Source organism: Bacillus cereus (assembly GCF_007678085.1).
Classification (GTDB): domain Bacteria; phylum Bacillota; class Bacilli; order Bacillales; family Bacillaceae_G; genus Bacillus_A; species Bacillus_A cereus_BE.
In genome coordinates this window covers 1,327,070-1,341,102 of record NZ_VEDW01000001.1, presented here as the reverse complement: position 1 = coordinate 1,341,102, position 14,033 = coordinate 1,327,070, and the positions used below count along the sequence as shown (strand labels likewise).

The following is a 14,033-nucleotide window of genomic DNA, read 5'->3' as shown; positions in this document are numbered from 1 at the left end:
ATGCAAAAGAAAGCCCATATGTTAGATTACTAAGTAATCTAACATATGGGCTTTTCCTTTAAATGCAATAGTATGTTCGTTTGTTTTAATTTTTTACATCTTCGTATAATTGGAGAGCCTCTTTCACATTAAACCCATTCTTCACAATACCATGAATCGCTTGAATCATTGCAGCAGGATGTTCAGATTGCCAAATGTTGCGGCCCATGTCTACGCCGATTGCGCCCTCTTGCAGTGCATTGTACGTAATGTTCAATGCGTCTTCAATTGAATCTAGTTTTGGTCCACCAGCAATTACGACTGGGGCAGGGCAAGTGCTCGTTATTTTTTCGAATCCTTCGCAGTAATACGTTTTAATAATGTCAGCTCCCATTTCAACGCATACACGGGAAGCGAGTGCTAGAAAGCGTGCTTCACGTTTTTGCAATTCTTTCGCAACAGCAGTAATTCCGAGTACTGGCAAACCGTAATCGTGAGCTTCTGAAACTACATTTGCGAGATTTGAAACTGTTTGTGTTTCATAGTCTGATCCGACGAAAACAGAAACACCGACGCCAATTGCGTTTTGTTTCACTGCTTCTTTTACAGGTGTAACAATTGTTTCATTCGCTAAATCTTTACCGACGACAGTAGCTCCGCCTGAAACACGCATAACCATCGGTGTGCTGCAGTTTTCAGGAATACAGGAGCTAAGTACACCACGCGTTAAAAAGAGGGAATCTGTGTAAGGAAGTAAGTTTTTAACCGTTTCAAGTGGCTGTTCTAGCCCGTGAATAGGCCCTAAAAAGTAGCCGTGATCTATCGCTAACATAACCGCTCTGCCATCAGGTAAAATTGTATTTAATCGATTTTTAAATCCCCAAGTCATGTGAAATCACTCCTTCGTTAATGTTGGATTTTTCGTTTGTACCGTATCTTTATTTGGTAAATGTGGTGACTTTATAAAAACTGCTTTAAAAGGTTTGTCAGAATGGTTAATAAGATAGTGAGACTCATGAGGGCGAACTTGCAATACATCGCCTTGTTTAATCGGAACTCTTTCGTTATTCACATAGAAATCAATTTCACCTTCTAATGCATAAAAGACTTCCTCGCACGTTGTATGGTAGTGATTTTGAAACTCTTGCCCAGGCTGAATGACAACAAGGCCAAGATCAATATTCGGACCTTGTATTAAATATTTCGGCCCATTATCACCGAAGCGATAGGAGAAGTCATTTTCATTCGCTTTTAACATACTTTTCACTCCCTTATGTAATGTGTTACAGAGCACCAGGCGCAATCCACATATGTGAGGTGAGCCCTTTATCAGCTAAAGCGAGCTGACTGTCATACACAGTTTTCCATGTTTCATAGAATTCTTTATATAGTTCATGATTTTCAGTAAAGGGTTCGAATGTGTTTTCCCACTGTACAAACTGTTCAGCAGTTTCTTCCATAGATGAATATATGCCAGCGCCAACTCCAGCAGCAATCGCAGTTCCTAAAGCAGCTGCTTCTTTCACTACAGGTACTTTTACAGGAATACCGAGAACGTCTGATAAAATTTGTGGCCATAGTTTTCCTTTAGCAGCACCGCCAGCAAAAACAACTTCAGAAGGGAATGTCCCTGTGAGATTTTCTATCAATTTTAAGTTACCAAGTGTAACGAAGGCAGCATTTTCCTCAATAGAACGGAACAGTTCTTTTTTTCCGCATTTGTCAGCTTCTAAACTTAAATTTAAAAAAGAAGGTGCAGCATGACGCCAAGAAATATAGTTCATAACGTTTGAAAAAGTAGGGATAATGCCATGTGAACCGACCGGTACGTCTTTCGCTTGTTCTTCTAATAATTCATAAGCATCTACACCGAGTTTGTCAGCAAGTTTCTTTTCCTCTTGGCAAAAAGCGTCTCGAAACCAGCGCATAACAAGGCCCGGGAAAAAGGCAATCGTTTCATATTGCCATAGGTTAGGTGCGACGTGACAATTTACCCGAATTGAAGCATGTGGATCCGTAATTGGCTCAGTAACATTCATTTCTTGCTGCCAAAAACTTCCTCCGCATATTAATGTTTGATTAGGCCTAACTACTCCAGTTCCGAGTGATGCCATTTGTGCATCTCCGCCCCCGGCGACGACAGGAATTCCTTCACGTAATCCAGTTAATGTGGCACACTCTTTTGTAACGTTGCCAATTACTGTACCAGCTTCATTTACTGTTGGTGAAAATGGTAAAGTTAGACCGCATTCTTTAGCGACATCGTTATCCCACACTCTATTTTGTAAGTCAAAAATACCGGACGTACATCCGTTTGAGGGGTCGATTTGCAGTACGCCGCTTAATTTAAATAAAATCCAATCGTTTAACATCGTAAAAGAATGAATATTGCTATAGACGTCTGGTTCATGTTTTTTAATCCAAAGTAGGCGGGGTAAAGCACCTAATGAAAAAGTTTGCCCTGATCTTGTATATAAATCTTCTTCAAGATGTGACCGAATTTCTTTTAGTTCACTAACTTCAGCGGATGCGCGCCCATCAACATTTGCGCAAGCCCATATTTCTTGCCCATCTTTATCATATAAAACAAAACCTTCTCGCATACTAGTAGCGCTAATAGCTTGTATAGAAGAGGGAGAGACATTACTTCTTTGTAAAACTTCTTTCGTGCACTGTTGTACTAGCTTCCAGTTTTCTATTACATCAAAATTCATAGAAGCTGGGTAACGAGGATCCGTTTTATGAATCCATTCTTTTTGACTGACCGCAATTTGATTACCTAGTAAATCAAAAAGAACAGCTCGAATGCTTCCTGTACCAGCATCAAAAGCTAATAAATGAGACATTAACAATCACCATCCTTTCGTAATAAGGAGAGGGCCGTTTCCTCATCGGTAATTAATGTATGAATGAACTTTCCTTTTAAAGCACCAAAAATTGCATCTATCTTTTCTGTACCTCCAGCAACACCAACGACATGCTTCATTTTGCGTAGAATCGAGAGCGGTGTACCAATAAGGCGGTTGTGATGCGGGAGGTTTAATAAATAACCATCCGTATTATAAAACTGTCCTAAAATATCGCCAGCACCGTTTTGACTACGAATATACGTCATCTCACGTAGCGTTAATTTTTCTTCTTTTACAATAGTTGCATCTTGAGATAGTCCACCAATACCAACAACTGCTGTATGAGCAAGTGAAGCGACATGAAGCATATCTTTTACACTCGGTTCTGATAGAATACTTTGTGCCATTTCGGTTGTAGATGCTAGAAACGGCGTAGGGATAATGTGAAGATCGCCCTGCATGTAGTGTAAATAGTTATGTTTTCTCGGGAGATAGTGGTTTACTCCGCCTGTTAGCGTTACGATTGAAAGATTAATAGAACTTTCAAAATGAATGTTTTCTAGCATTTTGCTAATTGTTTCACCCCATCCAATACCGAGTAAATCGCATTGTTGCAGCTGAGTTTCTAAATACTGTGCAGCAGCTTTTCCGAGTGAGGCGGCATAATTGTCTATTGGAGTAGGGATAATGAAAGCATCTTTTAAGTGGAACTTTTTCATTAGGTCACGCTCAATACTTAAACAGTGTAAACCAGTTCCTTTCACGTGAAATGTAACGATACCTTCACTGCGCGCCTTATCTAATAACCGAACAACCTTATTTCTTGAAATATGAAGAAGTGAAGCGATCTCCTGTTGTGTTAATTGATCTTTATAATAGTACCAAGCTACTTTCGTTAATAAATTCTCTTCAAAGTTTAGCTGTGTCATACTCTTCATCCCTTTCAACAATTGACCACTGCTTAAACATATGTGCCACATATTTTGTTTATTCCAGTTGAAACGATGAATAGTCTGGTGAAAAAAGTGTTCTAGATATGAAAAAAGGAATATACAATGCTACAAAACAAGTAGAACAAATAATCATTTTCTCAAAAAATGTTCTGGATGAAGGCAGGTGACATCATGTGGAGAACGTACCTTTATTACAAGTAAAGAAAATGAGTAAGGCATTTTCAAATCAACTTGTGCTAAAAAAAGTGAACTTACAAGTAGAGTGTGGCGATATATACGCTTTAGTTGGGGGAAATGGTGCTGGAAAGTCAACATTAATGAAAATATTAACAGGGTTATATTCGTATGATAGTGGAGAAATGTATGTAAAAGGAATGAAGAAACAGTATGCAAATCCGAAAGAAGCACACGGAGAAGGGATTTACTTAATACCACAAGAACCACTCATTTTTCCGCATATGACCATTGAAGAAAATATATGTATCGGGCTAAAAGGGAAGAAAAAGGAATTAAAAGTAAAGATTCAGCAATTGATTGACAGTTTAGGATGGGATATTGATCTTAAAAAATTAGGAGGATCACTATCCATTGCGCAGCAACAGTTAGTAGAAATCGTTAGAGGATTAATACGCGAAGCCGAGATTCTTATTTTAGATGAGCCAACATCGACATTAACAACTCACGAAATAAAGAGTCTTTTTGTGCTGATGAAAAGTTTACAAGAAAAAGGAATTGGAATGATATATATTACGCATCGCTTTCCAGAAATCTTTGAAATTGCCAACAAAGTAGCGATATTACGTGATGGAATGATTGTAAGCCAAGGTGATGTATGTGACTATACATATGACATGTTGATGGAGGGATTATTGCCAAAAGGATATAAACAAGAAGAGAAAAGAGAAATAGTGCGAGATTCAAAAGAAACGAAAAAAATATTAGAAGTAACTAATGTAACGAGCCACGCATTCGAAAATATATCATTTACTGTACATGCTGGAGAGATTGTAGGTATTGCTGGCATTGTTGGATCAGGCAGAACGGAATTAGCAGAAACCATATTTGGATTGAAGTCTATAAAATCAGGTTCTATTTTATTAGAAGGAAAATCAATTGATTCATGCTCTTTGCATAAAAGACTTAGTGAGGGATTAGTTTATGTGCCAGAGGATAGAGCAAGAAATGGGATTTTCTCAATTGCATCAGTTAAAGAAAATATGACTGCAGCAAGTTTACATCAGAATAGTCGCTTTTTCATTAATCAAGAAAAAGAAAGCGCTTTATTGAAGTCGTATATAGAACAGTTTCGAATTGTTGTACGAAGCATGGATGAAGTTCTAGCATCTTTATCGGGAGGTAATCAGCAAAAAGTCGTGCTGGCAAAATATCTTGCGTGTAATCCGAAAATTATTATTCTTGATGAACCGACACGCGGGATTGATGCGAAAGCAAGGATTGAAGTATATGAGACGATAGAAAAAATGAAAAGGGAAGGACTCGCAATTTTATTAATCTCTTCAGATGTTGAAGAAATTGTTCAATTAGTAAACCGTGTATATGTAATGCGAAATGGACAATTTGTTTCTCATCTGGAGAAAGAACAAATAAATGTAGAAGCAGTTACACGTCTAGCATACGGAGGTGTAACGGAATGAAACGTATGTATAAAATGCACGAAACATCTATCATACTGTTATTACTCATTTACATTGCCATTGTCGGAATGATAAATCCAAGTTTCGTTCAGCTTAACTCGTTATCTTTAATGATGAAATCAAGCGTTATTTTAGTCGTAATAGCAATTGGCCAATCGTTCGTCTTATTTACGAAAAATATAGACGTATCAGTTGGCTCGATCATGGGATTAAGTGCAGCGGTTTGCGGGATGTTGTTAACGGATGGATATCATGCATTCTTGTCTATTACGGCTGCTATTTTACTTGGTGCTATTATAGGATTCGCAAATGGGATTGGCGTTGCGAAGTTTCGGGTACCAGCTATTATTATGACATTGGGTATGTTAGGGGTCATTAGAGGTGCGATGTTAATTTTCACAGGCGGAAAGTGGATTGAAGATATACCAAACGATTTTAAGCAACTGTCATCTATCGTCATACTTGGTTTGCCGATAATTGTATGGGTTGTTCTTATTATTTTACTACTACTATACTTCTTTTTAAGGAAAGTGCCATTCGGAAGATACTTTTATGCGGTAGGTGATAATGAAGATGGCGCGAGACTCATTGGTATACCTGTTAATACAGTGAAGATATATGCGTTTATGATTTCAGGCATAAGCGCTGCGTTCGCTGGTTGCATATTTGTTATGAATATCGGATTCGTTCCAAATCAAACAGGAACGGGTATAGAACTACAGGTTATCGCAGCTGCGGTATTAGGGGGAGTTCATTTAAAAGGAGGAACGGGTTCTATAGTTGGAGCTGCATTAGGAGCGATATTTTTAGAGGCGATAAGCAGTTCACTCGTCTTTTTAAAAATACCAGCATTTTGGAATAATGCTATTTCAGGTTTCTTATTATTACTAATCGTTATATTAGATAGTGTTATGAAAAAGTGGAAGGCAGAAAGGAGGATGAATCTATGAAGTATGTATACAGATGGGAAAGTGTTCTAATCGTATTACTTCTTTTAGAATTCATTCTCTTTAGTTTTATAAATAGTAATTTCTTAAATATTAGTAATCTCCTTTTTAGTACAAATGATTTTCTCTTTATCGCAATCGCGGCGATACCAATGACTTTCGTTATTGTGACAGGAGGAATTGATGTATCGGTCGGCTCAATAATGGGACTCACTTCGATCTTGATCGGTGTACTTTGGATGAATGGAATACCTATTTTGCTAGCGGTCATAATAGCTCTTATAATCAGTTGTTTAGCAGGAGCTTTAAACGGAATCATTATAAAAATGACAGATGTAGAGCCACTTGTCGTTACACTTGGAACGATGTTTTTATACGGCGGAATTGCACTCGTCATTTCAGGAGGGGCAGGTGCTTCTGGATATGAAGGGATAAGTGGTTTACCTGACGCATTTGTACAACTGGCAAACGGTAATTTTATAGGAATACCGAATTTATTATGGCTACTGATTATATTAACGATTTTATGCACTATATTGTTTCACCACACCATATATGGGCGCCACGTAAAATTAACAGGAGCGAACGAAAACGCAGCAAAATACACTGGGATCAAAACGAAAAAAGTAGTCATCATCGCTTACATACTTTCCGGGTTAGGAGGTGGATTAGGAGGCGCTTTCTTAACTGCATATTTCGGTTCCGCACGTGCAGATATGGGAAGTGAAACGATCTTACCAATCATTACAGCAGTCGTATTAGGCGGGACACTTATTACAGGGGGAAAAGGAAGTATTATCGGTACTGTACTGGCGAGTATTTTTATAGGGCTAATGCAGTATGGCTTGCAAATGACGGGTTTAACAAATGAACAATCTAACGTAGTTATTGGTATTATTCTTATTCTTTCAGTTATTATGAGACATTTCAAATTACATCAATTCAAACCGGGGAAAAGAAAGAACTTGCATAAGGGGGAAATGTCATGAAGAGAAAACTGGGGATTGTATTCATTGTATGCATTTGTTTAATCGGTTTAATCGCTTGCTCTAGTCAAACGGCAGATAAGAAAAAAGCAGATGATGTGAAATTTGCATTCATTCCGAAATTAACTGGAGTTGGCTTCTTTACATCGGGCGGTGAAGGAGCAAAAGAGATGGGTGATAAGCTAGGTGTACAAGTGAAATATGATGGACCGTCTGAAGCAAGCGTATCAGGGCAAGTGAAATATATAAACAATTTTATTAATCAAAACTATGATGCACTTATGGTCTCTTCTACATCGGTAGATGGTCTATCGCAATCATTGCAACGTGCTAAGAAAAAAGGGATGACGGTGTTAACATGGGACTCTGATGTGAATCCGAAAGACCGTTCATTTTATATAAGCCAAGGAACACCAGACCAACTTGCTAACTTATTAATTGAAATGACTTCAAAGCAAATGGGAGATAAAGGAAAAGTAGCCTTCTTTTATTCTAGTCCAACAGTAACGGATCAAAATCAATGGGTAACGAAAGCGAAAGAAATTATTAAAAAGAAATATCCGAACTGGGAAATTGTAACGACGCAGTACGGTGAAAATAATGCGCAAAAATCTTTATCGGTAGGGGAAAACATATTAAAAACGTATCCTGATATTAATGCGGTTATTTGCCCAGATGCAACGGCACTTCCAGCAATGGCACAAGCAGCTGAGAATTTGAAAATGGATAAAAAAGTAGCCGTAACTGGCTTCTCTACACCAAACGTTATGCGTGATTACGTAAAACGAGGAACGGTACAGCAATTTGGATTATGGGATGTGAAACAGCAAGGCGCACTTGCAACGTATGTAGCAAATGAAATTGTTGTAAAAGGGAAGAAGCTAAAAGTAGGGGATAGCTTTGAAGTAAAAGAAATCGGAAAAGTTAAAGTAGAGCCAAACTCCATCCAAGGTTACGATTATGAGGCAGAAGGAAACGGAATTATCGTATTGCCAGAGCGAGTTGTATTTACGAAAGAGAATATTGATAAATATAATTTTTAGTAACAAAAAAACGTCCGAATATATCGGACGTTTTTTAATTTCTTCATTAGTTATGAACTGTTTCTTTTTCATTTAATCCAAGCGTACGCCCAGTCGAAGTGTGAAGGTCTTGGAACAATCTTGGATTTTCAGTTAGTGAAATGCCGTAAGAAGGGATCATTTCTTTTATTTTTCCTTCCCATTCTACCATGCGGCTTGGGAAACATTTTTCTAATACTTCAAGCATGACATGAACGGCAGTAGAGGCACCTGGTGAAGCGCCTAGTAATGCAGCGATTGAACCGTCAGCTGCACTTACAACTTCTGTACCGAATTGAAGTGTGCCTTTACCACCAGCATCAGTATCTTTAATTACTTGCACACGTTGCCCAGCAACTACAATATCCCAATCTTCACTTTTCGCGTTCGGAATGAATTCGCGTAATTCTTCCATACGTTTTTCGTGCGATAACATAACTTGCTGAATTAAGTATTTTGTTAGTCCCATTTCTTTTACACCGGCAGCTAACATCGTTAAGACGTTATTTGGTTTTACAGAACCAATTAAGTCAAGGTTTGAGCCAGTTTTTAAGAACTTAGGAGAGAACCCTGCGAACGGTCCAAATAGTAAAGCTTTTTTATTGTCTATATATCTCGTATCAAGGTGAGGAACAGACATTGGCGGAGCGCCAACCTTAGCTTTACCGTATACTTTTGCATGATGTTGCTCGACAACTTTTTGGTTTTTACATACCATAAATAGTCCGCTTACTGGGAATCCACCGATATGTTTTGATTCAGGAATGCCAGTCTTTTGTAGTAGAGGTAGACTACCGCCACCGCCGCCGATAAAGACGAATTTTGCAGTATGATGCTCAATTTTACCACTATTCATATCGTGTACTTTTACTTCCCACAAACCATTCTTTGTGCGTTTAATATTTTCGACACTATGTTTGTAGTTTAGCTCGACATTTTTCGTTTGTAAGTAATCAAATAACATACGAGTTAATGCACCGAAGTTAACATCTGTTCCAGAGTCAATCTTCGTTGCAGCCATTGGTTCGTTAGGTGTACGTCCTTCCATAATGAGTGGAAGCCATTTTTTTAATGTTTCAGGAGCATCGGAAAATTCCATACCTTGAAACAGTGGATTTTTTGAAAGCGCTTCAAAACGGTTTTTTAGAAACTCAACATTTTTTTCACCTTGTACTAAACTCATATGAGGTAGAGGCATAATAAAATCTTGTGGATTACGAATTAATTTACTTTTTACAAGATATGCCCAAAATTGTCTTGAAAGCTGGAATTGCTCATTCACTTTTACAGCCTTACTAATATCTATAGATCCGTCAGATTTTTCGGAAGTATAGTTCAGTTCGCATAGCGCAGAATGCCCTGTACCTGCATTATTCCATTCGTTAGAGCTTTCTTCCCCGGCACTTGCGAGTTTTTCAAAAACTTTAATTTCCCATTCAGGTGCTAATTCTTTTAGTAATGAGCCTAACGTTGCACTCATAATTCCTGCACCAATTAAGATAACGTCTGTTTTTTGCTGCATGTTGCTCATGATAATCTCTCCATCCCCTATATTGGCAAAAAAGAGTAGGTGTTCACTTATATCTAAGCCGTAAAAAGAAAACACCGCCTAGGCCCCACCTAGGTATTTACCTTTTTTGTCTCAATTATATAACCATCTCATACTCTATTATAATAATTAATAGACTAAAATATCTAGTGTTATCTGATAATTTTAAACTATTTAACGTTTTATTCGCTAAAAATCTTATTTAACAAGCTCTTTTAAGATGATAAATAGAAAAAAATTACAGTTTGAAATTATCTCGAAAAAGCTTACGTATCGTAAAGTGGGTAGAATAGATACCTTTTTATGGAATTTTCACCCTTATAATAGTATGATTATTCTGTAAAAATAGAAGGAGTGATACTAATGCGTACACAAGAACAAATCGCAAACTTATTTCGAAATTTTTCAATAAAGGAATGTAAAGGGTCAAGTGATTTATATGAATACTTATCAATACAAATTGCTGAAGATGAAGAAGTACTTACACTCTCTTCCTATGCTCAAGCAGGTCAACCAGTCCCGAACTTATTACTAGGAGCCGTACATTATTTATTACTAACAGGGAAAGAACATCCTTTAAAAACGTATTACAGTAGTTTAGTTGAAAATACGAATACAAATTTAGATCAAGCTTTTGATCATTTTAAAGATTTCTGTAAAAAGTACCGAGAGGAAATCATTACTTTGTTACAAACGAAACTCGTTCAAACGAATGAAGTAAGGCGATGTGCGTACTTATACCCAAGTTTCTGTTACATATTTAATAAAGTGAAAAAGCCGTTAGGTATAATAGAAATTGGTACAAGTTCTGGATTACAACTGTTCTGGGACCAATATAGCTATTCGTACGGAACACATGAAATATACGGAAATATAAATTCGAACGTACATGTAACTTCTGAAATAAGAGGGGAGAATGTGCCTCATTTTCTAAAAGAGAGCCCATCTGTCGTAGAAAGAATCGGACTGGACATACATGTAAATGATTTACATAATGCGGAAGATTATTTATGGTTACGTGCACTCATTTGGCCAGAACATAAAGAAAGACTTGAAATGTTTGATCAAGCTGCATCTTTAGTGAAAAATGAATCTGTTCAATTAATAGAAGGAGATGGTGTGGAGCTATTGCCATCTATTATTGAACAAATAAGTGAAGATGCTGTAATCTGTATTTTCCATACACACGTCGCAAATCAAATACCTGAACAAGTAAAACATAAGCTAGAAAAACAAATTCAAGAAATTGGCACAAAACGTGATGTATTCCACCTGTATAACAACATGTGGGACCGGGACCTTCATATTGATTATTATATTAACGGAAACGAATATCGTGAAACGATTGGGGAAACGGAAGGGCATGGGAGATGGTTTAGTTGGAAGCTTGGGAAGGAGACGCTTTGCTAGTGGTTCTTCAAAATGAAAAATAGCTAATGGGACTATACCATTAGCTATTTTTCATTGCGCTTAAACAGCCTTGTAAAGTCATTTTTCTTTTTATCTAATGGAATAGGGCGTTCGGTAATTTGCGCCATTACTTCTTTATTTGATACGGGTTGGAAATATAAATTAAAATCTATTTCTTCAAATTTAGCTTTTGCATAATATTCCTCCAAACTAATTTTTAATTGTTCTTCAGAAAAGATTAATGATAAGTAAATCATAATTTGAATTATAAAATGATTGATAAAGTGAATTGTTAATTTTTGATCGATGCCGTACATACAATATGTAATTAAGTGCGTGTACAATGGAGCGAATACAGAAAAGGGTGAATGGTACTTATGAGTTCATTTGAGCAAATGATATATGTTGGTGTCATTATGTCTACTGTACTATCCGTACTGATTTTAGGATCTTTATATTATAATGCTCGTCTTTCGTTAACTGATTATCCGAAAGATATTCAAAAGGTAGTATTTCCAAAATCGATTCATGAAAAAAAGCAAACGATTTACTTTAATGTCGTATATAATGCTATTCTTTTCGGTACTCCTTTCGTTTCTACATATATACTACATAAACATGAAAAAATATTATATATTGATGCCTATTTACATACTTTTGGTATTTTAATGATTTTTAATGTAGTAGATTTATTTATACTTGATTGGCTAATCTTTTGCTGGATTACCCCAAGATTTGTTGTTATTCCTAGTACAGAAGGGATGAAGGGATATAAAGATTATAAGTTTCATTTAAGAGGGGCTATAGTCGGCACAAAGTTTTTAGCAATCGTAAGTTTGTTTTTAGCGGGACTTGCGACAACTATGTAGTATAAAACGTATTGTTTCATTTTGTTTGGATAGAAGAATTTTAGGTGACTTTAATCAAACTAGTATTAGTATATTTTTAGGTTTTATAATACAGTCTCATAAATGTTAATATATGTTATATAGAGTGGGAATTCATGTTATAAAAAGGGGTGTGTTATGAAAGAAACGAATAAATCTTCAGGAAACGATTTAAAGAAAGATATAAAGTTTTCTATTATAATCCCTGCGCATAATGAAGAAAAGTACATTGGAAAATGTTTAGATTCAATTTCACAGGCAGCAGAAGCATATAAAGATCAAACTGAAGTCATAGTGGTTTTAAATCGTTGTACAGATAAAACAGAGGAAATCGCAAAGGTGTATAACTGTATTACATTAAAAAATGATGATAAAAACTTGTCCAAAATTCGAAATGCAGGAGCCGAAATGGCTAACGGAGAAATAATCATTACTATAGATGCTGATACCCAAATGACAGAGTCTTTCTTGTTTAACGTAGAAAAATATTTAGTTTCAGGTAAATATATTGGCGGTGGGGTAACTGGTAAGTTTGAAAGAATATCTTTTGGGATATTTGTTTCCGCATTGTTAATAATAATTCCTTTATTTTTTAAGTATGGTGCTATATCTGTCGGGATTTTTTGGTGCTATAGAAAAGACTTTATGGCGATTAACGGATTTAATGAAAATATGCTTATGGCAGAAGATGCAGATTTTGCAAAACGGTTAAAAGAATGGGGAAAACAAAAAAATAAGAAATTCGGTACAATAAAAAATGGAATGATAACCTCGTGCAGAAGATTTGATACATATGGAGATTGGACTTTAGTTAAAAATCCAAAAATAATCTTAGCTTATTTAAAGGGTAATGATAAAAAATATGCAGATAAAACATATTATGATAATCAAGAAAGATAACTGTAGAAATTCTTAAACAAATAGCCTTTTGTTCACCTCATTTTATATATGATGAGGTGATTTTTTATTTAAAGAACGCAAACGTATAAATTTGATATTCTTGAAGAAAAAGGATATTTTGAACAACAATATATTAAGTAGTATTAATATATTGTTACAAAAGTTTTGATATTCTGTGAAAATACCTTATTTTATGGAAGTATTTGATATAATAGAAGTCAAAAAAATGTAATGGAGGATAATATGAAAAAAATAATTGGCGCAGCAACAGCAACAGTTTTTGGGATGGGGGCTTTTACCACAGTTGCTACTGCAGAAACTATCGTAACAGCAGATGTACTCAATGTACGTGAAAAGCCAACTACGGAATCAAAAGTTGTAAAAAAAGTAAAAGAAGGAGAAAAGCTAAAAGTTATACATACGGAAGAAGGATGGTCCAAAATTGATTTAAATGGTAAAGAAGTATTTGTAAGTGCGGAGTTTACAAAAGATGTGTATTATGTAACCGCGAATTTGTTAAATGTCCGCTCTGATGCAAATACTGAATCAGAAATACTTGGCAGACTGAAAAAAGATGATGTAATTGAATCAACACATCAAGTAAAAGATGGTTGGCTACAATTTGAGTATAAAGGAAAAACAGCTTATGCAAATGTTTCTTTCCTATCAAGTACAGCACCAGTTGAAAAAAAAGCTGAAGAGAAAACGAAGAAAGTAGCGAAAGTACAAAAAACGATTAAAGCTAAGGATGAAGTTAAAGCACAAAAGATAGTAAAAGCAAAAGAAGAAGTGAAAGTACAAGAAGTAGCAAAGCCTAAGGAAGAAGTGAAAGTACAAGAAGTAGCAAAGCCTAAGGA

General features: G+C 36.1%; 14 protein-coding genes. 8 read left to right on the top strand and 6 right to left on the bottom strand.

The window, feature by feature from the left end:
* Positions 1 to 85 precede the first annotated feature (85 nt).
* Genes lsrF through FS742_RS06890 form a run of 4 tightly spaced genes read right to left on the bottom strand, consistent with a single transcriptional unit; the run spans position 86 to position 3,775 of the window.
* Positions 86 to 868 (bottom strand): 3-hydroxy-5-phosphonooxypentane-2,4-dione thiolase, encoded by a 783-nt coding sequence (gene lsrF, locus FS742_RS06905; RefSeq protein ID WP_144611731.1) that lies wholly within the window; start codon positions 866 to 868, stop codon positions 86 to 88.
* A 6-nt stretch (positions 869 to 874) separates the two neighbouring features.
* The gene (locus FS742_RS06900; RefSeq protein WP_144611730.1) at positions 875 to 1,237 is read right to left on the bottom strand and encodes a cupin domain-containing protein; all 363 of its coding nucleotides are present in this window, start codon (positions 1,235 to 1,237) and stop codon (positions 875 to 877) included.
* Positions 1,238 to 1,262: 25 nt separating this feature from the next.
* Positions 1,263 to 2,825 carry an autoinducer-2 kinase gene (gene lsrK / locus FS742_RS06895; protein ID WP_144611729.1) on the bottom strand — a complete coding sequence of 521 codons (1,563 nt, stop codon included), beginning with the start codon at positions 2,823 to 2,825 and terminating at the stop codon, positions 1,263 to 1,265.
* Entirely contained in the window at positions 2,825 to 3,775 is a 951-nt protein-coding gene (locus FS742_RS06890) for a sugar-binding transcriptional regulator (RefSeq protein WP_144612072.1), read from the bottom strand. The genes lsrK and FS742_RS06890 overlap by 1 nt, the downstream gene beginning before the upstream one ends.
* A gap of 179 nt (positions 3,776 to 3,954) precedes the next feature.
* On the opposite strand from FS742_RS06890, the gene FS742_RS06885 reads away from it, so the two are divergent.
* The 4 genes from FS742_RS06885 to lsrB are packed head-to-tail and all read left to right on the top strand — an operon-like array spanning position 3,955 to position 8,412.
* Entirely contained in the window at positions 3,955 to 5,436 is a 1,482-nt protein-coding gene (locus tag FS742_RS06885; protein WP_144611728.1) for a sugar ABC transporter ATP-binding protein, read from the top strand.
* Entirely contained in the window at positions 5,433 to 6,386 is a 954-nt protein-coding gene (locus tag FS742_RS06880; protein ID WP_144611727.1) for an ABC transporter permease subunit, read from the top strand. The genes FS742_RS06885 and FS742_RS06880 overlap by 4 nt, the downstream gene beginning before the upstream one ends.
* On the top strand, positions 6,383 to 7,372 hold the full coding sequence (locus FS742_RS06875) for an ABC transporter permease (RefSeq protein ID WP_144611726.1): 990 nt from the start codon (positions 6,383 to 6,385) through the stop codon (positions 7,370 to 7,372). The genes FS742_RS06880 and FS742_RS06875 overlap by 4 nt, the downstream gene beginning before the upstream one ends.
* The gene (gene lsrB / locus FS742_RS06870; protein ID WP_144611725.1) at positions 7,369 to 8,412 is read left to right on the top strand and encodes an autoinducer 2 ABC transporter substrate-binding protein LsrB; all 1,044 of its coding nucleotides are present in this window, start codon (positions 7,369 to 7,371) and stop codon (positions 8,410 to 8,412) included. Before FS742_RS06875 ends, lsrB begins: the two co-directional genes overlap by 4 nt.
* Before the next feature lie 46 nt (positions 8,413 to 8,458).
* On the opposite strand, the gene FS742_RS06865 is transcribed toward lsrB, so the two are convergent.
* On the bottom strand, positions 8,459 to 9,961 hold the full coding sequence (locus FS742_RS06865; protein WP_000069157.1) for a malate:quinone oxidoreductase: 1,503 nt from the start codon (positions 9,959 to 9,961) through the stop codon (positions 8,459 to 8,461).
* A 381-nt stretch (positions 9,962 to 10,342) separates the two neighbouring features.
* Between FS742_RS06865 and FS742_RS06860 the strand changes: the two genes are divergently transcribed.
* Complete coding sequence (locus FS742_RS06860; protein ID WP_144611724.1) at positions 10,343 to 11,389, top strand: DUF2332 domain-containing protein; 1,047 nt, start codon at positions 10,343 to 10,345, stop codon at positions 11,387 to 11,389.
* Between the two features lie 44 nt (positions 11,390 to 11,433).
* Here the strand turns inward: FS742_RS06860 and FS742_RS06855 are convergent, their stop codons facing one another.
* Positions 11,434 to 11,733 carry a hypothetical protein gene (locus FS742_RS06855; RefSeq protein ID WP_144611723.1) on the bottom strand — a complete coding sequence of 100 codons (300 nt, stop codon included), beginning with the start codon at positions 11,731 to 11,733 and terminating at the stop codon, positions 11,434 to 11,436.
* A 33-nt stretch (positions 11,734 to 11,766) separates the two neighbouring features.
* On the opposite strand from FS742_RS06855, the gene FS742_RS06850 reads away from it, so the two are divergent.
* From FS742_RS06850 to FS742_RS27945, 3 genes are all read left to right on the top strand, one after another.
* Positions 11,767 to 12,258: a nitroreductase gene (locus tag FS742_RS06850; RefSeq protein ID WP_144611722.1), complete on the top strand. Its 492-nt coding sequence runs from the start codon at positions 11,767 to 11,769 to the stop codon at positions 12,256 to 12,258.
* A gap of 156 nt (positions 12,259 to 12,414) precedes the next feature.
* Complete coding sequence (locus tag FS742_RS06845) at positions 12,415 to 13,176, top strand: glycosyltransferase (RefSeq protein WP_144611721.1); 762 nt, start codon at positions 12,415 to 12,417, stop codon at positions 13,174 to 13,176.
* A gap of 243 nt (positions 13,177 to 13,419) precedes the next feature.
* On the top strand, positions 13,420 to 14,033 hold a 614-nt coding region (locus FS742_RS27945), incomplete at its 3' end, for an SH3 domain-containing protein (RefSeq protein WP_260869631.1).

What these genes read in the sequence shown, in the direction of transcription:
- lsrF (WP_144611731.1), bottom strand. Translation starts at nt 868, where the DNA reads ATGACTTGGGGATTTAAAAATCGATTAAATACAATTTTACCTGATGGC.
- FS742_RS06900 (WP_144611730.1), bottom strand. Translation starts at nt 1,237, where the DNA reads ATGTTAAAAGCGAATGAAAATGACTTCTCCTATCGCTTCGGTGATAAT.
- lsrK (WP_144611729.1), bottom strand. Translation starts at nt 2,825, where the DNA reads ATGTCTCATTTATTAGCTTTTGATGCTGGTACAGGAAGCATTCGAGCT.
- FS742_RS06880 (WP_144611727.1), top strand. Translation starts at nt 5,433, where the DNA reads ATGAAACGTATGTATAAAATGCACGAAACATCTATCATACTGTTATTA.
- FS742_RS06875 (WP_144611726.1), top strand. Translation starts at nt 6,383, where the DNA reads ATGAAGTATGTATACAGATGGGAAAGTGTTCTAATCGTATTACTTCTT.
- lsrB (WP_144611725.1), top strand. Translation starts at nt 7,369, where the DNA reads ATGAAGAGAAAACTGGGGATTGTATTCATTGTATGCATTTGTTTAATC.
- FS742_RS06865 (WP_000069157.1), bottom strand. Translation starts at nt 9,961, where the DNA reads ATGAGCAACATGCAGCAAAAAACAGACGTTATCTTAATTGGTGCAGGA.
- FS742_RS06860 (WP_144611724.1), top strand. Translation starts at nt 10,343, where the DNA reads ATGCGTACACAAGAACAAATCGCAAACTTATTTCGAAATTTTTCAATA.
- FS742_RS06850 (WP_144611722.1), top strand. Translation starts at nt 11,767, where the DNA reads ATGAGTTCATTTGAGCAAATGATATATGTTGGTGTCATTATGTCTACT.
- FS742_RS06845 (WP_144611721.1), top strand. Translation starts at nt 12,415, where the DNA reads ATGAAAGAAACGAATAAATCTTCAGGAAACGATTTAAAGAAAGATATA.